Annotated in this window: 17 protein-coding genes; 9 read left to right on the top strand and 8 right to left on the bottom strand. The window is 70.4% G+C overall.

Translation table 11 applies throughout. The features are described 5' to 3' along the window. The first annotated feature begins 16 nt into the window (after window positions 1–16). Complete coding sequence (locus tag OG828_RS15040; RefSeq protein WP_328355775.1) at window positions 17–736, top strand: glycoside hydrolase family 12 protein; 720 nt, start codon at window positions 17–19, stop codon at window positions 734–736. Window positions 737–767: 31 nt separating this feature from the next. Here OG828_RS15040 and OG828_RS15035 read toward each other — a convergent pair whose 3' ends face one another. The 3 genes from OG828_RS15035 to OG828_RS15025 all read right to left on the bottom strand — a co-directional run bounded on the left by OG828_RS15035 (window position 768) and on the right by OG828_RS15025 (window position 5,230). Then, the gene (locus OG828_RS15035; protein WP_328501416.1) at window positions 768–1,955 is read right to left on the bottom strand and encodes a sulfotransferase family protein; all 1,188 of its coding nucleotides are present in this window, start codon (window positions 1,953–1,955) and stop codon (window positions 768–770) included. Between the two features lie 139 nt (window positions 1,956–2,094). Further along, window positions 2,095–4,146 (bottom strand): glycoside hydrolase family 31 protein, encoded by a 2,052-nt coding sequence (locus OG828_RS15030; RefSeq protein ID WP_328501415.1) that lies wholly within the window; start codon window positions 4,144–4,146, stop codon window positions 2,095–2,097. 64 nt (window positions 4,147–4,210) lie between these two features. Further along, window positions 4,211–5,230 carry a LacI family DNA-binding transcriptional regulator gene (locus OG828_RS15025; RefSeq protein WP_328501414.1) on the bottom strand — a complete coding sequence of 340 codons (1,020 nt, stop codon included), beginning with the start codon at window positions 5,228–5,230 and terminating at the stop codon, window positions 4,211–4,213. A gap of 367 nt (window positions 5,231–5,597) precedes the next feature. Between OG828_RS15025 and OG828_RS15020 the strand changes: the two genes are divergently transcribed. After that, window positions 5,598–7,565, top strand: a complete 1,968-nt coding sequence (locus OG828_RS15020) for an acyl-CoA dehydrogenase family protein (RefSeq protein WP_328501413.1) — start codon at window positions 5,598–5,600, stop codon at window positions 7,563–7,565. Window positions 7,566–7,670: 105 nt separating this feature from the next. Here OG828_RS15020 and OG828_RS15015 read toward each other — a convergent pair whose 3' ends face one another. Beyond that, window positions 7,671–8,126, bottom strand: coding sequence for a lamin tail domain-containing protein (locus OG828_RS15015; RefSeq protein ID WP_328355760.1), 456 nt, complete (start codon window positions 8,124–8,126; stop codon window positions 7,671–7,673). A gap of 394 nt (window positions 8,127–8,520) precedes the next feature. Here OG828_RS15015 and dxr point away from each other — a divergent pair, with 394 nt between their 5' ends. The 3 genes from dxr (at window position 8,521) to ispG (ending at window position 12,353) form a co-directional block, all read left to right on the top strand. After that, window positions 8,521–9,726, top strand: a complete 1,206-nt coding sequence (gene dxr, locus OG828_RS15010) for a 1-deoxy-D-xylulose-5-phosphate reductoisomerase (RefSeq protein ID WP_328371852.1) — start codon at window positions 8,521–8,523, stop codon at window positions 9,724–9,726. An 8-nt stretch (window positions 9,727–9,734) separates the two neighbouring features. Next, a complete protein-coding gene (locus tag OG828_RS15005) occupies window positions 9,735–11,027 on the top strand; it encodes a M50 family metallopeptidase (protein WP_328371849.1) in 1,293 nt (430 codons plus the stop codon). A gap of 168 nt (window positions 11,028–11,195) precedes the next feature. After that, window positions 11,196–12,353, top strand: coding sequence for a flavodoxin-dependent (E)-4-hydroxy-3-methylbut-2-enyl-diphosphate synthase (gene ispG / locus OG828_RS15000; RefSeq protein ID WP_328355757.1), 1,158 nt, complete (start codon window positions 11,196–11,198; stop codon window positions 12,351–12,353). 28 nt (window positions 12,354–12,381) lie between these two features. Here ispG and OG828_RS14995 read toward each other — a convergent pair whose 3' ends face one another. Next, window positions 12,382–13,002 (bottom strand): TetR/AcrR family transcriptional regulator, encoded by a 621-nt coding sequence (locus OG828_RS14995; RefSeq protein WP_328355754.1) that lies wholly within the window; start codon window positions 13,000–13,002, stop codon window positions 12,382–12,384. 67 nt (window positions 13,003–13,069) lie between these two features. Here OG828_RS14995 and OG828_RS14990 point away from each other — a divergent pair, with 67 nt between their 5' ends. From OG828_RS14990 to OG828_RS14975, 4 genes are all read left to right on the top strand, one after another. After that, window positions 13,070–15,271: a 2Fe-2S iron-sulfur cluster-binding protein gene (locus tag OG828_RS14990; protein WP_328501412.1), complete on the top strand. Its 2,202-nt coding sequence runs from the start codon at window positions 13,070–13,072 to the stop codon at window positions 15,269–15,271. Window positions 15,272–15,476: 205 nt separating this feature from the next. Further along, the gene (locus OG828_RS14985; protein WP_328355748.1) at window positions 15,477–16,325 is read left to right on the top strand and encodes a GNAT family N-acetyltransferase; all 849 of its coding nucleotides are present in this window, start codon (window positions 15,477–15,479) and stop codon (window positions 16,323–16,325) included. 36 nt (window positions 16,326–16,361) lie between these two features. Next, window positions 16,362–16,928, top strand: a complete 567-nt coding sequence (locus tag OG828_RS14980; RefSeq protein ID WP_210578958.1) for a GNAT family N-acetyltransferase — start codon at window positions 16,362–16,364, stop codon at window positions 16,926–16,928. Window positions 16,929–17,000: 72 nt separating this feature from the next. Beyond that, window positions 17,001–18,704, top strand: a complete 1,704-nt coding sequence (locus OG828_RS14975; RefSeq protein WP_328501411.1) for a proline--tRNA ligase — start codon at window positions 17,001–17,003, stop codon at window positions 18,702–18,704. A gap of 168 nt (window positions 18,705–18,872) precedes the next feature. On the opposite strand, the gene OG828_RS14970 is transcribed toward OG828_RS14975, so the two are convergent. The 3 genes from OG828_RS14970 to OG828_RS14960 are packed head-to-tail and all read right to left on the bottom strand — an operon-like array spanning window position 18,873 to window position 20,761. Next, entirely contained in the window at window positions 18,873–19,763 is an 891-nt protein-coding gene (locus OG828_RS14970) for an aminoglycoside phosphotransferase family protein (protein WP_210578975.1), read from the bottom strand. Between the two features lie 30 nt (window positions 19,764–19,793). Then, entirely contained in the window at window positions 19,794–20,255 is a 462-nt protein-coding gene (locus OG828_RS14965; protein ID WP_328501410.1) for a ferritin-like domain-containing protein, read from the bottom strand. Further along, window positions 20,252–20,761, bottom strand: coding sequence for a hypothetical protein (locus OG828_RS14960; RefSeq protein ID WP_328438236.1), 510 nt, complete (start codon window positions 20,759–20,761; stop codon window positions 20,252–20,254). The genes OG828_RS14965 and OG828_RS14960 overlap by 4 nt, the downstream gene beginning before the upstream one ends. Window positions 20,762–20,829 lie beyond the last annotated feature (68 nt).

Below are 20,829 nucleotides of genomic sequence, written 5' to 3'. Positions count from 1 at the left end.
CCATGGAAGGGACACCATGGCAACAACCCGCACGCTCGGCAGAATCACCAAGGCCCTGCTGGCTCCGGCGCTCGCGCTCGGTGCCACTGTCGGTCTCGCCTCCGCCCCCGCCCAGGCCGCCGTCTGGAACTCCTGCGACCAGTGGGGCAACACGAACCTGAACGGCTACACGCTCTACAACAACATCTGGGGCTCCGGCGCCGGCAGCCAGTGCGTCTGGGCCAACTCCGGCACCAACTGGGGAGTCTGGGCCAACCACCCCAACACCGGCGGCATCAAGTCGTACCCCAACTCCAAGAAGGTGATCAACAAGACGATCGCTTCCATCGGCTCGCTCACCAGCAACTACAACGTCACGGTCCCGTCGTCCGGCGCGTACAACACGTCGTACGACATCTGGGACACGGACTACGACTACGAGATCATGCTCTGGGTCAACTACAACGGAGCCGTCGGTCCGCTGGGCACCTCGCAGGGCAGCGTCACCCTCGGCGGCCACACGTGGAACGTCTACAAGGGCAGCAACGGCGTCAACGAAGTGTTCTCGTTCCTGCGGACGTCCGACTCCAGCTCCGGCAGCGTGAACATCAAGCCGATCCTCAGCTGGATCTCCGGCACCAAGGGCTGGATGTCCAGCAACGAGACCATCGGCGACGTCCAGTTCGGCTACGAGATCACCTCGTCGTCCGGCGGGCTCGACTTCCGCACCAACAACCTGACGGTCAGCAGTAGTTGACCGACACCCGGGCCGGGGCCGGTCCGTGCCGTCAGGCGCGGTCGACCTCGGCCCGCAGTGCGTTGTAGCCGGAGAAGGCGGCCTCGACGTCGGCGCGGGTCAGGCCGTAGCGGGACAGGTCGTAGGTGTGGTGGCGGGTGCCTTTGGGGCGGGCGGTGACGCCGGGGAGCCGGGCGGCATCCGCTTCGGTCCAGCGGGCGCCGATGGCCGCGAAGAGCTTGGGGGCGCCGGCGGCCGGGTCGGTGCCGAGCCAGGAGTACGGCACGTCGACCAGGGAATGGCGGGGGATGGCGGCCCGGGCGGCGACACCGCGCGCGGCGGAGCGGCTCAGCAGGTCGAGCCAGGTGGCGCCGAGGGCGTGCAGGTCGACTTTGCGCCGGGAGATGGCCATGCCGCACTCGACCAGGCTGCAGAACGAGGCGACGGCGGTCGCCGGGTCGCGATGAGTCCACACGAGCGTGGCGTCCGGGAACACGGCGAGCAGGGCATCGAGGTTCCCGGTGTGCATGGGGGACTTCAGGATCCAGCGGCGGCGCGGGCGGCCGTACTGGAGCACCTGGAAGCACTGCTTGAGATGGCGGTAGTCGGGAACCATGTCCCGCTCGAACTGCCGGGCGTGGTACTCCGGCAGGTGGGCCTGGGACAGCGGCACCAGAGCGTGCGGCAGGAGGAACGTGCACTCCTCCGGGCCCTCGGCGGTCATGGGGTGGATGTCGCGGAAGCGCGGGGTGAGCAGATAGGTGCCGTCGAGCGTCCGGCGCGCGGAAGCGATCGCCTTCCGCCGCTCGCGGGGGGACGGTTCGAGGCCGGGGGCGAGCAACTCCCACAGCCGGGGGCAGCGGTGCTCGTCGGAGAGGGACAGCACGTTGTGGGTGAGCGTGGTGGCGGTGCGCGGGAGACCCACCACGAACACCGGCTTCTCGACGGTCTCCTGCTCGATGGCGGGCTGCTCGGCGATCAGCCGCCGGATCCGGGCCCGGTTGGTCAGGTGCCTGCGGACGTGGGCCTGCGCGGACTGCCAGCCGACCGGAGACAGCCCTTCGTCGGCCGCCCACTCACGCAGCAGCAACCGGAAGCCGTCGGTGAACCACTCGTCCCCGTCCGTCTGCCGGGCCTTCTCGGCGATCCGGTCGAACACCCGGTCCGGGTCGCGACGGGATCCGAACGCGGGACGCAGCAACAGATTGGCCAGCGTCAGAGGGAGCGGAGCGGAGGACACGAGGCACCCTTCGGCAGACGGTGCGGAACGGAGGGACCCTACCCAGTCCAACTCGCCTGTCACTCAGCGGCGTTGAGACGAAAACCCCGGTGAAACAGAGATGGCCGGAACCGTCAGGCTTCGGCCACCTCCCGCCCGGCTACTCCCCTATCGGTAGCCGGACCCCGTCCCGCAGAAACAGCGGGATGCGGTCCAGCGGGGCGTCGACCGTCACGGTCGTACCGCCCTCGTACGTCGTCCCCGTCCACGCGTCCGTCCAGGTCGCGCCCGCCGGGAGATACGCGGTGCGGGCCGTGGCGCCCGCCGTGAGGACCGGCGCGACCAGCAGATCCCGGCCGAAGAGGTAGGAGTCGTCGACCGACCACGTCGCCTGGTCCTCGGGGAACTCCAGGAACAGCGGGCGCATGACCGGCAGGCCCTCCTCGTGGGCCTCGCGCATGACCTGGAGGACGTACGGCTTCAGGCGCTCGCGCAGCCGCAGGTAGCGCTCCAGGATCGCGCCGGCCTGCTCGCCGTAGGACCAGACCTCGTTCGGGCCGCCGGTCATCTCGGGGCCCAGCGGCATGCCCGGGTCCCGGAAGCCGTGCAGACGCATCAGTGGGGACAGCGTGCCGAACTGGAACCAGCGGACCATGACTTCCTGGTACGCGGGGTCGCTCGGGTCGCCGCCGTGGAAGCCGCCGATGTCGGTGTTCCACCAGGGGATGCCGGACAGGGCGGTGTTGAGGCCCGCCGCGATCTGGCGGCGCAGGGTCGGGAAGTCGGTGCCGATGTCGCCGGACCACAGGGCGGCGCCGTAGCGCTGACTGCCCGCCCAGGCCGAGCGGTTGAGGGTGACGATCTCGGACTCGCCCTCCGCGACCAGCCCTTCGTGGAAGGCGCGGGAGTTCTCGGCCGGGTACATGTTCCCGACCTCCAGGCCCGGGCCCGCCCAGTAGCGCAGGTTCTCCTGGAAGCCCGGCTTCAGCTCCGGCTCGCAGGCGTCCAGCCAGAAGGCGGTGATGCCGTACGGGTCCAGGTAGTTCGCCTTCACCTTCGACCACATGAAATCCCGCGCCTCGGGGTTCGTGGCGTCGTAGAAGGCGACCTGGACGGTGGAGGCGACCTCCTTGTCGGGCCAGTCGGCGTGGGCCATGGGGCCGTACTGGGTGCCGATGAAGTAGCCGCGCTGCTCCATGACCGGGTGGTTCTCGCTCAGCGGGGACACCGACGGCCAGACCGACACGACGAGCTTGATGCCGAGTTCCGTCAGCTCCCGCACCATTGCCGCCGGGTCGGGCCACTCCTTCGGGTCGAACTTCCACTCGCCCAGATGGGTCCAGTGGAAGAAGTCGCAGACGATGGCGGAGATGGGCAGGCCCCGGCGCTTGTACTCCCGGGCCACGGCCATGAGTTCGTCCTGCGTGCGGTAGCGCAGCTTGCACTGCCAGAAGCCTGCCGCCCACTTAGGCAGCATCGGGGTGCGGCCGGTCACCGCGCTGTAGCGGCGCTGGGCTTCGGCCGGGGCGCCCGCGGTGATCCAGTAGTCGATCTGGCGGGCCGAGTCGGCGACCCAGCGGGTGCCGTTGCCCGCCAGCTCGACCCGGCCGATCGCCGGGTTGTTCCACAGCAGGGTGTAGCCGCGGCTGGAGGTGAGGACCGGGATGCCGACCTCGGCGTTGCGCTGGACCAGGTCCACGACCAGGCCCTTCTGGTCCAGGCGCCCGTGCTGGTGCTGGCCGAGTCCGAACAGCTTCTCGTCGTCGTAGGCGGCGAAGCGCTGCTCCAGGCGGTGGTGGCCGTTGCCGACGGACGTGTAGAGACGGGGGCCAGGCCACCAGAAATGCGCACGTTCCTCGGCGAGGATCTCGGAGAGGTCGTCCGTCCGCAGGAACCGGATCATGCCCTCGGCGTTGACCTCCACGGTCAGTGCGCCGACCGTCAGCCGGCCCTCTCCGTCCCCGACCTTGACCATGGACTCGGTCGCCGGAGCCTCGTCCAGGAGCGCGCCGGGCAGCCCTTCCAGCACGGGCCCGCCGAGCCGGGCCCGGACCCGCACCGCGTCCGGTCCCCACGGCTCGATGCGCACGGTCTCCTGACGTCCGCTCCACTCCAGCGCCCCGCCCCGCTCACGGAACGTGCCGACGGTGGGGGCGGACTGGGCGAGGCTGACCGCGCCGGTCGGGGTCTGGCTTTCGGCAGGCTGGTTCACGAGGCGTTCTCTCCTCAGGACATGGGGAGCCCCGGTGGGGGCCGACACGTGGAAGGGGTGATGGTCAGGACGCGGCCGGAGCCGGAGCCGGACCCGTGCTCGCCCGGACCGTCAACTCGGGTGCGATCAGCAGGACTTCGTCGCTGCCGCGCCCCTCGAGCTTCGCGACCAGGTGCTCCACCGCGTGCCGGCCCATCTCCTGGGCGGGGATGGCGACCGAGGTGAGCCGCACCGAGGCCTGGGTGGCGACCTGGTCGGGGCAGATGGCGACCACCGACACGTCCTCGGGGATGGCACGGCCCTGCTGGCGCAGCAGCCCGAGGAGCGGTTCGACCGCCGACTCGTTCTGTACGACGAACCCCGTGGTGCCGGGGCGCTCGTCGAGGATGCGGGCGAGGGTCACGGCCATCGCGTCGTATCCGCCGTCGCAGGGGCGGTGCAGCAGTCGTACGCCCAACTCCTGGGAGCGGCCGCGGAGTCCGTCGAGGGTGCGCTCGGCGAAGCCGGTGTGCCGTTCGTAGACCGCGGGGGCCTCGCCGATGACAGCGATGTCGCGGTGCCCCAGCATCGCCAGATGTTCCAGGCACAGGGCGCCCGTCGCCCTGAAGTCCAGGTCGACGCAGGTCAGTCCGGTGGTGTCGGCGGGCAGTCCGATCAGCACGGACGGCTGGTCGGTGCCGCGCAGCAACGGCAGCCGCTCGTCGTCGAGTTCGACGTCCATCAGGATCATCCCGTCGGCGAGCCCGCTGCCGGTGACCCGGCGGACGGCGTCCGGGCCCTCCTCGCCGGTGAGCAGCAGGACGTCGTATCCGTGCGTCCGGGCCGTGGTGGCGACCGCGATGGCGATCTCCATCATCACCGGTACGTACATGTCCGTGCGCAGTGGGACCATCAGCGCGATGATGTTCGACCTGCTGCTGGCCAGGGCGCGGGCGCCCGCGTTCGGGTGGTAGCCGAGATCGCGGATGCTCTGCTCGACCCGCTGCCGGGTGGTCGTGGAGATGGACCGCTTGCCACTGAGGACATAGCTCACCGTGCTCGCCGAGACTCCGGCGTGCTGAGCGACCTCGGCGAGGGTGACCATCCAGCTCTCCCAGTGGTGTGAAGCGCTTCGACAGTGCGCAGTGTGAATAAGGGCGGGTGGGGGTGGTTCGACAGTAGCCCTACCGGGAGTGGGTGTCCATAGGTTGTCGAAGCGCTTCGACGCAGCCTTGCGGGACAGGGCCGCGGCTGGGCCGGTTCGTCCCGGAACGGCCTCCCCGAGGTGCGGCTTCCTGCCTACTATGACCGGCCGTGGGGGGCCATGGAACGGGGGCGCAGGAGCCGGTCCGGCGGACAGCCCCAACTGCGCGAGGGGTGGTGGGGTCGTCCCGTATCGGGTACTAACGATCCAGTAGCACCAGTCAGTAACGTGCGGCCCCAAGATCCCTATTCGCGGCGAGGTGAGCCTCATGTCCGCAGCACCCACCAAGCCCTCAGTCACTGAGCGCGAGGCACGCCAGGTGGCCGAGGCCGCCCGGGAACAGGACTGGCGCAAGCCCAGCTTCGCCAAGGAACTGTTCCTGGGCCGCTTCCGGCTCGACCTGGTCCACCCGCACCCCACCCCGCCGGCCGAGGACGTGCAGCGTGGCGAGGAGTTCCTGGCCAAGCTGCGCGACTTCTGCGAGACCAAGGTGGACGCGGCCCTGATCGAGCGCGAGGCCCAAATCCCCGACGAGGTCATCGACGGGCTCAAGGAGCTCGGCGCCCTCGGCATGAAGATCGACACCAAGTACGGCGGGCTCGGCCTCACCCAGGTGTACTACAACAAGGCGCTGGCCTTGGCGGGCTCGGCCTCACCGGCGATCGGGGTGCTGCTGTCGGCGCATCAGTCGATCGGCGTACCGCAGCCGCTGAAACTGTTCGGCACGCAGGAGCAGAAGGAGCGGTTCCTGCCGCGCTGCGCCCGCACGGACATCAGCGCGTTCCTCCTCACCGAGCCGGACGTCGGTTCCGACCCGGCACGGCTCGCGACCAGCGCGATCCCCGACGATGGGGGCACCTCCCGCTCGAGCGAATTCGAGAGTGGGGGAGAGTACGTCCTCGACGGCGTCAAGCTGTGGACCACCAACGGCGTCGTCGCCGACCTGCTCGTGGTGATGGCCCGGGTGCCGAAGAGCGAGGGCCACAAGGGAGGCATCACCGCCTTCGTCGTGGAGACCAACTCGCCCGGCGTCACGGTCGAGAACCGCAACGCCTTCATGGGACTGCGGGGCATCGAGAACGGCGTCACCCGCTTCCACCAGGTCCGGGTCCCCGCCGCCCACCGCATCGGCCCCGAGGGCGCGGGCCTGAAAATCGCGCTCACGACGTTGAACACCGGCCGCCTCTCGCTCCCCGCGTCCTGCGTCGCGGCCGGCAAGTGGTGCCTGAAGATCGCCCGCGAGTGGTCGGCCGCCCGTGAGCAGTGGGGCAAGCCGATCGCGCACCACGAAGCGGTCGGGTCGAAGATCAGCTTCATCGCGGCGACGACCTTCGCCATGGAGGCGGTGCTCGACCTGTCGTCGCAGATGGCCGACGAGGACCGCAACGACATCCGTATCGAGGGCGCGCTGGCCAAGCTCTTCGCCTCCGAGCAGGCCTGGCTCGTCGCCGACGAACTCGTCCAGATCCGTGGCGGCCGGGGCTTCGAGACGGCCGCGTCGCTCGCCGCCCGCGGCGAACGCGCGGTCCCCGCCGAACAGGTCCTGCGCGATCTGCGCATCAACCGGATCTTCGAGGGCTCGACCGAGATCATGCACCTGCTGATCGCCCGCGAGGCGGTCGACGCCCATCTGTCGGTCGCCGGCGATCTGATCGACCCCGACAAGTCCCTCCAGGACAAGGCGAAGGCGGCCGGGAACGCCGGTGTCTTCTACGCCAAGTGGCTGCCGAAGCTGGTCGCGGGACCGGGCCAGAACCCGCGTGCGTACGCCGAGTTCAACCGCGGCGTCGACCTCTCGCCGCACCTTCGGTACATCGAGCGGACCTCGCGCAAGCTCGCCCGCTCCACCTTCTACGCCATGTCCCGCTGGCAGGGCCGGATGGAGACCAAGCAGGGCTTCCTGGGCCGGATCGTCGACATCGGCGCGGAGCTGTTCGCGATGAGCGCGGCCTGCGTCCGGGCCGAACTCCTGCGCAGCAAGGGCGATCACGGCCGCGAGGCCTACCAACTCGCCGACGTCTTCTGCCGCCAGGCCCGCATCCGGATCGACGAACTCTTCGGCCGCCTGTGGACCAACACCGACGACCTGGACCGCAAGGTCGTCAAGGGAGTCCTCGGCGGCGCCTACACCTGGCTCGAGGAAGGCATCGTCGACCCCTCGGGCGAGGGCCCGTGGATCGCGGACGCGACCCCCGGACCCTCACAGAAGGAGAACGTGCACCGACCCATCAGGTGAGCATCGCGCCCCGAAGGGGCGCGGGGCTGTTTCGATATGCGGCTCCGCCGCGTGGGCGCGACCGCCACGACGGACCCGCAGATGACACACGGCCTCCCAGCGGAGCTAGCACCACTTGTCGCTGGGGTTGGCCGTCGTCCAGGAGCAGGCGTCGACCTTGGCGCCGTTCGCCTTGGTCAGAGTCGCCGTGTCGCTGGTGTTGTTCCAGACGTACCAGCTGCGGTCCTGGTACTTGTTCACCGTGGTGTCCCTGCCGATGCCGGTCTTCACCTTCATCGTCTTGCCCTTCGCGATCTTCACGTTGGGAAAGACGTACCGGTGGTTGGCCTTGTCCTTGAGGATCCAGCCCTTCAGCGAGATCGCCGCACCACTGGTGTTCTTGATCTCCACCCACTCGCCGTTGAGGCTGAGGTTGGAGCCGGTGTCCGAGCCCGGGCTGTCGAACCAGACGTGGCGGATGACCACGCCCCCGGCGGCCTGGGCCGGAGTGCTGAGCACGGTGCCGGTGAGGGCGAGAGCACCCGCGAGTGCGGGCACGGCGAAAGCGGCGCGTATGCGCATGGAGAGATCCCCCCTGGATGTCTTGCGATGGCCGGGTCGTCTGCCAGCCAGAACAGAAGAGTTATCACATGACCTTCACGAGAGCTTCACAAGGGGGGAAGTTGTCCTTGATGACCGTGGATGCGGCCACAATGGAGGAATGAGCGACAGCCCAGCCCCCCCAGGACACGGGCCGGAAGCCCCGTCTGCCCTGCGACGCCATGCACGCTCCCCCAGCCTTCGGCCGGGGGGACCCCCACTCGCCGCACCGGGCGCCGACCCAAGTACATCCAGTACGTGGGCCGACGCCCGGCACGCCGAGAGCACGCACCTGACGCCGCAGGGCCCGCCCTCCGGGCGGACGACGGGGCTTCCGGCCCGCGCCCTGGCCGATCCGCACCTCGTCTACGACCCGGTGTCGGGCGACGGTCCGAAGGACGTGGTCATCCTCGGCTCCACCGGGTCGATCGGCACGCAGGCCATCGACCTCGTCCTGCGCAACCCGGACCGGTTCCGGGTCACCGGACTCTCCGCCGCCGGCGGACGGGTCGCCCTCCTCGCCGAGCAGGCGCACCGGCTGCGCGTCCGCACCGTCGCAGTCGCCCGCGAGGACGTCGTACCGGCGCTGCGCGAGGCCCTTGCCGCCCAGTACGGCGCGGGGGAGCCGCTTCCCGAGATCCTCGCCGGACCGGACGCGGCCACCCAGCTCGCCGCCGCCGACTGCCACACCGTGCTGAACGGCATCACCGGCTCGATCGGCCTCGCCCCGACCCTCGCCGCCCTGGAGGCGGGCCGCACCCTCGCGCTCGCCAACAAGGAGTCGCTCATCGTGGGCGGTCCGCTGGTCAAGGCGGTCGCCAAGCCCGGCCAGATCATCCCGGTCGACTCCGAGCACGCGGCGCTGTTCCAGGCGCTGGCGTCCGGTTCGCGGGCCGACGTACGGAAGCTGGTCGTCACGGCGTCCGGCGGCCCCTTCCGCGGACGTACGAAGGCGGACCTGGACCGGGTGACCGTCGCGGACGCCCTCGCCCACCCCACCTGGGCGATGGGCCCGGTGATCACGATCAACTCCGCGACCCTGGTCAACAAAGGGCTGGAAGTCATCGAGGCACACCTCCTCTACGACATTCCCTTCGACCGCATTGAGGTGGTCGTGCATCCCCAGTCGTATGTCCACTCGATGGTTGAGTTCACCGACGGATCCACGATCGCCCAGGCGACGCCCCCCGACATGCGCGGGCCCATCGCCATCGGCCTCGGCTGGCCGGAACGCGTCCCCGACGCCGCGCCCACGTTCGACTGGAGCAAGGCGTCCACCTGGGAGTTCTTCCCGCTCGACACCGACGCGTTTCCGTCGGTCGGGCTCGCCCGGCATGTGGGACAGCTCGCGGGCACGGCCCCGGCGGTGTTCAATGCCGCCAACGAGGAGTGCGTGGAGGCCTTCCGGGCCGGCGCACTGCCGTTCAACGGGATCATGGAGACTGTGACGCGCGTGGTCGAGGAACACGGCACACCGCGTACGGGAACTTCACTCACCGTCGCGGACGTCCTCGAGGCGGAGACCTGGGCGCGGACCCGGGCGAGCGAACTGGCGGCACAGACGGCGGAGGCCCGTGCATGACGACCTTGATGTTCATCCTCGGCATAGTGGTCTTCGCGTTCGGACTCCTGGTCTCGATCGCGTGGCACGAGCTGGGGCACCTGTCCACGGCCAAGCTCTTCGGCATCCGCGTGCCGCAGTACATGGTCGGCTTCGGCCCGACGATCTTCTCGCGCAAGAAGGGCGAGACCGAGTACGGCATCAAGGCCATCCCGTTCGGCGGCTACATCCGCATGATCGGCATGTTCCCACCCGGCCCCGACGGCCGCCTCGAAGCCCGCTCCACCTCACCGTGGCGCGGCATGATCGAGGACGCCCGATCGGCGGCCTTCGAGGAACTGCGGCCCGGCGACGAGACCCGCCTCTTCTACACGCGCAAGCCGTGGAAGCGGGTCATCGTGATGTTCGCGGGCCCGTTCATGAACCTGATCCTGGCGGTGGCGCTGTTCCTCACCGTCCTGATGGGCTTCGGCATCTCCCAGCAGACCACCACCGTCAGCTCGGTCTCCCAGTGCGTCATCGCACAGACCGAGAACCGCGACACCTGTGAGAAGTCCGACGCCCCCTCCCCGGCCGCGGCCGCGGGCCTGAAGGCGGGCGACAAGATCGTCTCCTTCGACGGCGTACGCACCGACGACTGGAACAAGCTCTCCGACCTCATCCGCGCCAACCCCGGCAAGGACGTCCCGATCGTCGTCGACCGCGACGGCGAGGAAGTCACCCTGCAGGCGAAGATCGTCGCCAACCAGGTCGCCAAGAAGGACTCCAGCGGCCAGATCGTCCAGGGCGAGTTCGTCTCGGCGGGCTTCCTCGGCTTCAGCGCCGCCACCGGCATCGTCAAACAGGACTTCGGGTCCTCCGTGACCTGGATGGGAGAGCGGGTCGGCGACGCCGTCGACTCCCTCGCCGCCATCCCCAGCAAGGTGCCCGCCCTGTGGGACGCGGCGTTCGGTGACGGCGAGCGCGAGGCGGACTCCCCGATGGGCGTGGTGGGCGCGGCCCGCGTCGGCGGCGAGATCTTCACCCTCGACATCCCGCCGACGCAGCAGCTGGCCATGGCGTTGATGCTGGTCGCGGGCTTCAACCTCTCCCTGTTCCTCTTCAACATGCTCCCGCTGCTGCCGCTGGACGGCGGCCATATCGCGGGCGCCCTGTGGGAGTCCCTGCGCCGCAACCTGGCGAAGGTGCTGCGCCGCCCCGACCCCGGTCCGTTCGATGTGGCGAAGCTGATGCCGGTGGCCTATGTGGTGGCCGGGATCTTCATCTGCTTCACGCTGCTCGTGCTGGTGGCGGACGTGGTTAACCCGGTGAGAATCTCCTAGTCATACGGAGTTTGTGGCGGCCCGACACGATCTGTGTCGGGCCGCTCTCCATCGAGTGGGTTTACGAGCGCGATGTGCCCGGGCCCAGGCAGGTGCCGTAATCTCGAAGCCTGGAGCCCGCCCTCGACGGGACCCGGACTTGATCCACGACTTGGGGTTGCACAGCAGATGACTGCGATTTCTCTCGGTATGCCGTCCGTTCCGACCAAGCTCGCCGAACGCCGCAAGAGCCGGCAGATTCAGGTCGGATCCGTGGCGGTCGGCGGAGACGCTCCCGTGTCGGTCCAGTCGATGACCACGACCCGTACGTCGGACATCGGCGCCACGCTCCAGCAGATCGCCGAACTCACGGCGTCCGGCTGCCAGATCGTGCGCGTCGCCTGCCCCACGCAGGACGACGCCGACGCCCTCGCGACCATCGCCCGCAAGTCGCAGATCCCGGTGATCGCGGACATCCACTTCCAGCCGAAGTACGTCTTCGCCGCCATCGAGGCGGGCTGCGCCGCGGTCCGCGTCAACCCCGGCAACATCAAGCAGTTCGACGACAAGGTCAAGGAGATCGCGCGGGCCGCCAAGGACCACGGCACGCCGATCCGCATCGGTGTGAACGCGGGCTCGCTGGACCGCCGCCTGCTCCAGAAGTACGGCAAGGCAACCCCCGAGGCGCTCGCGGAGTCCGCCCTCTGGGAGGCGTCCCTCTTCGAGGAGCACGACTTCCGGGACATCAAGATCTCGGTCAAGCACAACGACCCGGTGATCATGGTCGAGGCGTACCGCCAGCTCGCCGCCCAGTGCGACTACCCCCTCCACCTCGGTGTGACGGAGGCGGGCCCGGCCTTCCAGGGCACGATCAAGTCGGCGGTGGCCTTCGGCGCCCTCCTCTCCCAGGGGATCGGCGACACGATCCGCGTCTCGCTGTCCGCGCCTCCCGTGGAGGAGGTCAAGGTCGGCAACCAGATCCTGGAGTCCCTGAACCTCAGGCAGCGCGGCCTCGAGATCGTCTCCTGCCCGTCCTGCGGCCGCGCCCAGGTCGACGTCTACAAGCTCGCCGAGGAAGTCACCGCGGGCCTCACCGGCATGGAGGTCCCCCTCCGAGTAGCGGTGATGGGCTGCGTCGTCAACGGCCCCGGCGAGGCCCGCGAAGCCGACCTCGGCGTCGCCTCCGGCAACGGCAAGGGCCAGATCTTCGTCAAGGGCGAGGTCATCAAGACCGTCCCGGAATCCAAGATCGTGGAAACCCTCATCGAAGAGGCCATGAAGCTGGCCGAACAGATGGAGGCGGACGGAACCGAGTCGGGCGAGCCGTCGGTGTCGGTGGCGGGCTGACGGAGGTTCCGGGGTTGCTGGTGAGCGGCTACTGATCGCCGCGCAGATAGCGGGTGACCATGTCCACCAGTTCGTTCTCGAGCGTCTCGACCGGGATGCTCCGAGGGTCGGCCATGAGCTTGTGCGTGTTCGTCTCCACGGTGAACACGATGAGCTCGGCCGCGGTGTCGAGGTCCCGCACGCGGACATCCGGGTGCCGGGCGAGGATGTCGCGCACCTGACCGACGCGCTTCTTGCCGTGCCGGTCGATCGTGTCGAGCACTTCCTGCGAGAGCGGCGCCTCCTCGAGCATGATCCGCAGCAGCTGCGGATCGTCGCGGTGGTTGTCGATCGCGTCGCGGACCAGTGCCCGCACCGTTTCCCCCAGGCTTCCGGCAGACAGATCGAGCTGCTCGGCCGCGGTCCACGTGCCTCGGTCGAGGTGCCGCACCATCAGCTCGGCAAGGATGGCGTCCTTGTTCGGGAAGTACTGGTACAGCGAGCCGATGGAGATGCGGGCGCGTTCGGCGATGCGGTTGGTGGTGCCGGCGGCGTAGCCGAACTCGGAGAAAACGTGAGCAGCGGCGGTGAGGATGCGCTCGCGGGTGAGCTCGGCGCGCACCTGGCGGGGCTTGCGACGTGGCTGAAGGCGGCGGTCGGCCGGCGACATCCGGAGGCCTCCTCAAGGCATGAAAAGCGAGTAGCCAGAGAGCTGAGCTATTGCTCACAATAGTGCCATGAGCTGGGAAAACAAGGCGCGGCAAGCAAACCGGTCGAGCGGCCTGCGCCGTGTGACGACGGTGGACGAGGTCGAGACGACCGTCGGCCGTCCGGCGTCGGTGGTCATGCTCAAGCAGATCAGCGCCCTCGACGAGGGCTGCCGGACCGTCCTCGCCCGGTGTCCGGTCGCGGCCTTCGGCTACCGGGATGCCGACGGCACCAGCAGGACGACCTTCATCGGCGGCACTCCGGGGTTCGCACGCGTCCACTCGCCCACGCGGATCTCGTTCTCCCTGCCAGGGTCCGGCGACCCGCACGGTCCGGTCTCGTTCTTCTTCCTCCTGCCGGGCGTCGGCGAGATCCTGCGCGTCAACGGCTCGGTGGCCGCACGCAAGGGCGCGGAGACGACCGTCGACATCGAGGAGGCGTACGTGCACTGCGCACAGGCCGTCCTCCGGTCCCGTCTGTGGCAGCCGCCCGCCCCTGCCGAGCCGGCCGCCGAGCTCGCGGGTGACGGGCCCCTGCGTGGACCCGGCGTCGCCGAGTTCCTGGCCGCGGCACCGTTTCTCGCACTGTCCACGTGGGACTCCTCCGGTGGGAGCGACACGAGTCCGCGCGGGGACCGGCAGGCGGTGGCGCGGATCCTGGACAGCCGCACGCTGGTCATCCCGGACCGCAAGGGCAACAAACGCGCCGACACGCTCCACAACCTGCTGCAGGACGACAGGCTCTCGTTCGCCGCGCTCGTCCCGGGGCGAAGCGGTGTGCTGCACGTCCGCGGCCGCGGCGCGATCACCGACGATCCCGCGCTGCTGGAGACGATGGCGCTGCGCGGGATGCCCCCGCACCTGGCACTGCTCATCGACGTCGAGCACGCCGAGGTGACCGGCAACGACGCCGTGGCGCGCTCGCGGCTGTGGACCCCCGGCACGCACCTCGACCGCGGCACGATGCCGGACCTGATGGCGCTGGCGGGAGAACACCTCACCGCCAACGCGGCCGCCGCCGACGGTGGTCCACCCGCGTTCCTGCTCAAGGTCGTCGGGGCGATCCCGGGAGTGAACTGGCTGCTGCGGCTGGCGGGGAACCGTCTCTACCGTTCCGGGCTGCGGAAAGAGGGCTACGAGGACATCGAGCCCGGCGCGGCCGGCCGGCGCCGTGGCTTCCCGCGCCGGCGTTCCGCCGACGACGGTGGGACGGAGCACCTCCTGCGGGAGGTGCGCGTCGTCGAGGTGCGCAGGGAGACACCGAGCGCGGTCACCCTCGTGCTGGAGGACGCCGCCGAGAACCCGGGACCGTTCGACTTCCTGCCCGGCCAGTTCTTCACGCTCGTCGCCGACATCGACGGCCGCCTGGTGCGACGGGCCTACTCGGCCTCGTCGGCGCCCGGGTCGTCCCGGCTGGAGGTCACCGTCAAGCATGTCGAGGGAGGCCGGTTCTCCAGCCACGCGCACCGGAATCTGCGCGCCGGGGACCGCCTCGCGGTACGTGGCCCGTCGGGGACCTTCCACGCCGGGCCGCAGCCCCCGGACGAGATCGTGCTCGTCGCGGCGGGCAGCGGCATGACACCCATGATGAGCATGATCCGCACGCGGCTCGCCGCCCGGCCGGGCCGGGACCGGATCGCGCTGCTCTACAGCAGCCGCAGCGCGGAGGAGATCATCTTCGCCGAGGAGCTGGCCCGGCTGGCGAAGGATCATCCCGACCGGCTCTCGGTCACCCACGTCCTGACCCGCAGGGACGGGCGGCTCGACGCGGACGGCGTGCGTCGTTGGGTCACCGGCCGGTCGCCGTCCCGGGACGCCCACTACTACGTCTGTGGTCCCGAACCGCTGATGGACACCGTCCAGGGCGTTCTGGCCGGGCTCGGGGTCCCGGACGAGATGGTGCACCACGAGCGCTACACCAGCAGTGCGGACACCGGGACCGCGACGACCGTGCCGCAGCAGATGACGGTCGAGCAGGACGGGCACCCGATCGGCGCGGTGGTGGTCGAGCCCGGCCAGACGCTCCTCGACGCGGGACTCGCCGCGGGGCTGCCGATGCCGTACTCCTGCACGGTCGGAAACTGCGGCGACTGCATGGTGCGGCTCCGCAGCGGAGAGGTCACACAGAACGAGCCGAACTGCCTCACGCCACAGCAGAAAGCCGACGGCTATGTCCTGACGTGCGTGGGCTGCCCCCTGTCCAAGGTCACCCTCGACATCCCGGCCGAGTGATCGCCGGCCGATCATCCAGCCCGTCCGGCGTTTGAGGACGAGGCCGCCAGGCCGAAGCGGGGGTCTGGGGGCGGCAGCCCCCAGGGGCGGTCACCTCAACGTACGGTCGGAGGGAAGCGGGCGGCCACCCTCACGGGGGCGGCGCCGCTCGGCTTCCGCAGGTACAGTGCGGAGATCTGCAGACTTTAGGGTGAGGGCCCCGCACGTGTTGACCCAGACCACCTCCCGGGTTCTCGAACCGAGCGACCTGGACGCCGCGCTCGCCGTTCTCGACCGCGAGCCGGTCGCGAACGCCTTCGTGGCATCCCGGGTGCAGATCGCGGGCCTGGACCCGTGGCGGCTCGGCGGCGAGATGTGGGGCTGGTACGAGGACGGCATGCTGACGTCCCTCTGCTACGCGGGCGCCAACCTCGTCCCGATCTGCGCGACACCGAGGGCCGTACGGGCCTTCGCGGACCGGGCGCGCAGGGCCGGCCGCCGCTGCTCCTCCATCGTCGGCCCCGCCGAGGCCACCGCCCAGCTGTGGCGCCTGCTCGAACCGAGCTGGGGCCCGGCCCGCGAAGTCCGCTCCCACCAGCCCCTCATGGTCACCGACCACCTCCCCGCCGACATCCCCCCGGATCCGTACGTCCGCCGCATCCGCAAGGACGAGATGGACACGATCATGCCGGCGTGCGTGGCGATGTTCACCGAGGAGGTCGGCATCTCACCCATGGCCGGCGACGGCGGCCTCCTCTACCAGGCCCGGGTCGCCGAACTCGTCGGCTCCGGCCGCTCCTTCGCCCGCCTCGGCCCCGACGGCAAGGTCGTCTTCAAGGCGGAGATCGGCGCCGCGACGGACCGCGCCTGCCAGATCCAGGGCGTATGGGTGGCCCCCGAGTACCGCGGGAGGGGCATAGCGGCCCCGGGCATGGCAGCGGTACTGCGCTACGCCCTGGCGGACGTCGCCCCGGTCGCCAGCCTCTACGTCAACGACTTCAACACGGCGGCGAGAAGGACGTACAAGCGCGTGGGCTTCCGGGAAGTCGGGGCGTTCATGAGCGTGCTCTTCTGAAACCGACCCCCCGAACCCCCCTGTAGTCTCCCCGACATGCTGCGTTTTCCCGGTCACGGCCACCGCCACCCCGAAGACATCGTGATCGGCCCTCTGGATCTCCCCGCACGGATCGACGAGGCGCTCGCAGTCCAAGCAGTCGCGTTCGGACTCGGTTCCGACGAGGTCGCCGTACGCCGGCAGATCGTCCTGCGGCACATGACCTACCCAGGGGCAAGGGCGTTCGGTGCCACCGCGGCGGATCGTCTCGTCGGGTTCGTCTACGGCATGCCCAACGACCGCTCCCACTGGTGGTCCACGGTCGTGGAGCCGTACCTCCGCGCCCAGGGCCACGCCGACTGGCTCGACGACTCCTTTGTGATCACCGAGCTGCATGTCCACCCGCGCTACCAGAACCGCGGCATCGGCCGCTCCCTGATCACCACGATCACGGACACCGCCGACGAACCGCGCTCGATCCTCTCCGCGATCGACACCGACAGCCCGGCCCGCGGCCTGTACCACTCCCTCGGCTACCAGGACCTGGCCCGCCAGGTCCTCTTCCCCAGCGCCCCGAAGCCGTACGCCGTGATGGGCGCCCAGCTCCCCCTCCGCCGCCGCTAACCGATTTCCACCGCCCCGCACCGCCCGGCTAACCTCCTGCCATCACCCTTACGCAGCAGGAGTACGAGACACATGGCGAACGCACCGGTCCAGCGCATGTCCCAGTTGATGGCGAAGACGCTGCGCGACGACCCGGCGGACGCCGAGGTCCTCAGCCACAAGCTGCTCGTCCGCGCCGGCTATGTCCGCCGTACCGCCGCCGGCATCTGGTCCTGGCTGCCCCTCGGCAAGAAGGTCCTCGCCAACATCGAGCGCATCGTCCGCGAGGAGATGGACGCGATCGGCGCCCAGGAGGTCCTGCTCCCCGCCCTGCTGCCGCGTGAGCCGTACGACGCGACGGGCCGCTGGGACGAGTACGGCCCCGAGCTGTTCCGCCTCCAGGACCGCAAGGGCGGCGACTACCTCCTCGGCCCGACCCACGAGGAGATCTTCACCCTGCTGGTGAAGGACCAGGCGTCCTCCTACAAGGACCTGCCGGTGATCCTCTACCAGATCCAGCACAAGTACCGTGACGAGGCCCGCCCCCGCGCCGGCATCCTGCGCGGCCGTGAGTTCCTGATGAAGGACTCGTACTCCTTCGACACGGACGACGAGGGCCTCGCCCAGTCGTACGCTCTGCACCGCCAGGCGTATCAGAGGGTGTTCGAGCGTCTCGGCCTCGACTACCGCATCTGCGCCGCCACCGCCGGCGCGATGGGCGGCTCGAAGTCGGAGGAGTTCCTCGCCCCCGCCGAGGCCGGCGAGGACACCTTCGCGGACTGCCCGAACTGCGACTTCGCGGCCAACACCGAGGCGATCACGTACGAGCTGAAGCCGGTGGACGCCGACGGCGTGCCGGCCCTCGAAGAGATCCCCACCCCGGACACCCCGACCATCGAGACCCTCGCCGCCCACCTCGGCGTCCCGGCCTCCGCGACCCTGAAGAACCTGCTCGTGAAGGTCGGCGGCGAGATCGTCGCCGTCGGCGTCCCGGGTGACCGTGAGGTCGACATGGGCAAGGTCGAGGCGCACTTCGCCCCGGCCGTCGTCGAGATGGTCACCGAGGCGGACTTCGCGGGCCGCTCCGACCTGGTCCGCGGGTACGTCGGCCCGCAGGGCCTGGGCGAGAAGATCACGTACCTCGCCGACCCGCGCGTGGCCCCCGGCACCTCCTGGATCACCGGCGCCAACAAGGAGGGCACGCACGCGAAGAACGTCGTCGCGGGCCGTGACTTCGAGGTCGACACGTACGTCGACGTCGTGGTCGTCCAGGAGGGCGACCCCTGCCCGAAGTGCGGCACAGGCCTCAAGCTCGACCGCGCCATCGAGATCGGCCACATCTTCCAGCTGGGCCGCAAGTACGCGGACGCGCTGAAGCTCGACGTCCTCGGCCAGAACGGCAAGCCGGTCCGCGTGACCATGGGCTCCTACGGCATCGGCGTCTCCCGCGCCGTCGCCGCCCTCGCCGAGCAGTCCGCCGACGACAAGGGCCTGTGCTGGCCGAAGGAGGTCGCCCCGGCCGACGTGCACGTGGTCGCCGCGGGCAAGGCCCTCCAGACCGAGCTGGCCCTCGACGTCTCGGCGAAGCTCGCCGCGGCCGGCCTGCGCGTCCTCGTCGACGACCGGGCGGGCGTCTCCCCGGGCGTGAAGTTCACGGACTCCGAACTGATCGGCGTACCCCAGATCCTGGTAGCCGGCCGCCGCTCCGCCGAGGGCGTCCTCGAACTCAAGGACCGCAGGACCGGCGAACGCGAGGAACTGACGGCCGACGAGGCGATCGCCCGACTGTCCGCGTAGAGCAACGCAACAGGCCGTTCCCCGACCATAGGGAGGGGAACGGCCTGTTGCGTTGCCTTTGAACGGACGACCAGGTCACGCCGCCAGGGGCGCGGGACTGTATCGATTTGCGGCTCCGCCGCGTGGGCGCGACCAGCCCCCACGCACCCGCAGCCAGAACACAACCCCTCAAAGCCACCCTGCAAATTCAAGCAACAGCTCCGCATCCTTCGGACGCCCCACCCGAAGCGCCCGCACCCCCGACTCCACCGCCCGGAACAACGTCCACCCCCGAAGCCGCTCCTGATCCACCTCAAGCGACTCCGCAAGCCGCTTGACCCGCCGACGGATCGTCGCCGCCCCCGACGGCGAGGCAATAACGTCCTCCACCCGATCCCGCACCAACCGCGCCAGATCGAACGCACACTCCCCGACCACCGGATCCGGCCCCACCGCCAACCACGGCATCCGCTCCCCGGCCAGCACCTTGCTCTGCCGGAACGTCCCATGCAGCAACCGCTCCTCGGGCGGCGCGGCCAGCAGTGACTCCCGCGCGTCGAGAGCCGCGCTCACCAGTGCCGAGAACTCCGCGGGCGCACCCCGCATCGCCACGGCCTGCCGCCCCGTCCGCTCGGCCACGGTCTCGAAGGAACGCTCACCCGGCGGCTCCACCCACAGCCGCCGCAACGTCCCCGCCGCCTCCAGCAACGCCTTCGCCTCCGGCAACGACCGCACCGACACATCCGGATGCAGCCGCTCCAGCAGCAGCGCCCCCTCGGCGGTGAACGGCTCCAGGAGTTGTACGGCGCCCAGACCGCCCCAGTGGGCGAGTGCGGCCCGCTCGCTCTCCGGCCGCGCCCGGCGCGGGGCGAGCTTCAGCACCGCGGGCGTACCGTCCGGCAGCCGCACCAGCACGACCAGGCTGCTGCGCCCACCGGGCACCTGCACCCGCTCCACGGTCAACTCGCGTAGCTCGACGGCCTGTTGAGCCGCCTCGGGCAGCTTCTCCAGCCAGTCGTCACCTTCCGGTGCCGTCTCTCCGAACGCCCTGACCAGACGCCGCGGCGGTTCGAAAGCCATACGCGAGCCGTCCCCTTTCCTCATCCGGCGTCACGCCGTGGGCGTCGCCGACGCCGTCGCGGTGGTCCGCTCGGCGAGCCCAGGGAAGGCTACGCTCTCGCCGCGCCAGCGCACCGCCCGCACCGCCGCTTCCCGCAGGGCCTCCGCGGCCGTACGCCGCCGCGTGCCGTCGGTGGCGCGCACCAGGTCGGAGTAGACCCCGGCCACCCGGTCCTCCAGCTCCGCGGCGAGCCGGACGGCCGCGGAGGAGTCCGGCACGGCGAAGGGCAGTGCGTAGCCCGCGGCCGCGGCCACCGGCGTCCCGCCCAGGTCCCGCACCGCGCGCGCCAGCGCGTCCCGCCGGGCCCGGTGGGCGTCGTACGCCGCCCTGGCCTCCGTACGACGTCCTTCGTCGATCCGTCCGCCGACGACGCCGTAGCCGTACACGGCGGCATGCTCGGCCGCCAGTGCCGCCTGGAGCGCCTTCAGGTCCGCGTCCTTGGCCTCGCTCACTTCTCGCCCTCCGTCAGCAGATACGCGTGCGCCGCCCCGGCCGCCGCCACGGACGCCAGCAGTCGTGCCAGTTCGCCCGGCATGTCCAGCAGCGTCTGGGCCCGCCGGTCCGCGAGAGCCCGCTCGGCGGCGGCGAGTTCGGCGAGGGCCGCCTTCTCCTCGGTGGGGACGGCGGCCGGCGCGGACGCCGAGGGCGCCGGCGAAGGGGACTCGGCTCCCGTCGCCCCGAACGCCTCCGCATGCCGCACCGTCTCCGCCCGCAGCGGTCGCAGCCGCTCCGCCAGTGCCGGATGCGCGGTGGTCACGGCGTCGTACCGCGCCACCAGCCCCTCGCTGTCACGGGCCGCACGCGCGCGTGCCCGGTCGGCGGCCGACGGGCTGCCGCCGGTGCCGCCGGCGTCGGACTCGGCCGAGCAGCCCACGAGCAGGGCGGTCCCTGCGACCGAGATGAGCAGGCTCCTTCTTCGCGGCCCGGATGGGGTGCGCGGCAGCGGGGGGTACGGCACGGCAGACGTCCTCGGGGGGCTCGTACGAAGGGGAGGGCAGCACGCCCGTGATCACGGTACCCGCGCAT

Source organism: Streptomyces sp. NBC_00457 (assembly GCF_036014015.1).
In the GTDB taxonomy this organism is placed as follows: domain Bacteria; phylum Actinomycetota; class Actinomycetes; order Streptomycetales; family Streptomycetaceae; genus Streptomyces.
This window is presented reverse-complemented; position numbering and strand designations above follow the sequence as displayed.

Excerpts from the sequence above, each read along its gene's own strand:
- OG828_RS14975 (WP_328501411.1), top strand. The coding sequence starts at position 17,001 with ATGGCGAACGCACCGGTCCAGCGCATGTCCCAGTTGATGGCGAAGACG.
- OG828_RS15040 (WP_328355775.1), top strand. The coding sequence starts at position 17 with ATGGCAACAACCCGCACGCTCGGCAGAATCACCAAGGCCCTGCTGGCT.
- OG828_RS15020 (WP_328501413.1), top strand. The coding sequence starts at position 5,598 with ATGTCCGCAGCACCCACCAAGCCCTCAGTCACTGAGCGCGAGGCACGC.
- OG828_RS15005 (WP_328371849.1), top strand. The coding sequence starts at position 9,735 with ATGTTCATCCTCGGCATAGTGGTCTTCGCGTTCGGACTCCTGGTCTCG.
- OG828_RS14995 (WP_328355754.1), bottom strand. The coding sequence starts at position 13,002 with ATGTCGCCGGCCGACCGCCGCCTTCAGCCACGTCGCAAGCCCCGCCAG.
- ispG (WP_328355757.1), top strand. The coding sequence starts at position 11,196 with ATGACTGCGATTTCTCTCGGTATGCCGTCCGTTCCGACCAAGCTCGCC.
- OG828_RS14980 (WP_210578958.1), top strand. The coding sequence starts at position 16,362 with ATGCTGCGTTTTCCCGGTCACGGCCACCGCCACCCCGAAGACATCGTG.
- OG828_RS14970 (WP_210578975.1), bottom strand. The coding sequence starts at position 19,763 with ATGGCTTTCGAACCGCCGCGGCGTCTGGTCAGGGCGTTCGGAGAGACG.
- OG828_RS15015 (WP_328355760.1), bottom strand. The coding sequence starts at position 8,126 with ATGCGCATACGCGCCGCTTTCGCCGTGCCCGCACTCGCGGGTGCTCTC.
- OG828_RS14990 (WP_328501412.1), top strand. The coding sequence starts at position 13,070 with ATGAGCTGGGAAAACAAGGCGCGGCAAGCAAACCGGTCGAGCGGCCTG.
- OG828_RS15025 (WP_328501414.1), bottom strand. The coding sequence starts at position 5,230 with ATGGTCACCCTCGCCGAGGTCGCTCAGCACGCCGGAGTCTCGGCGAGC.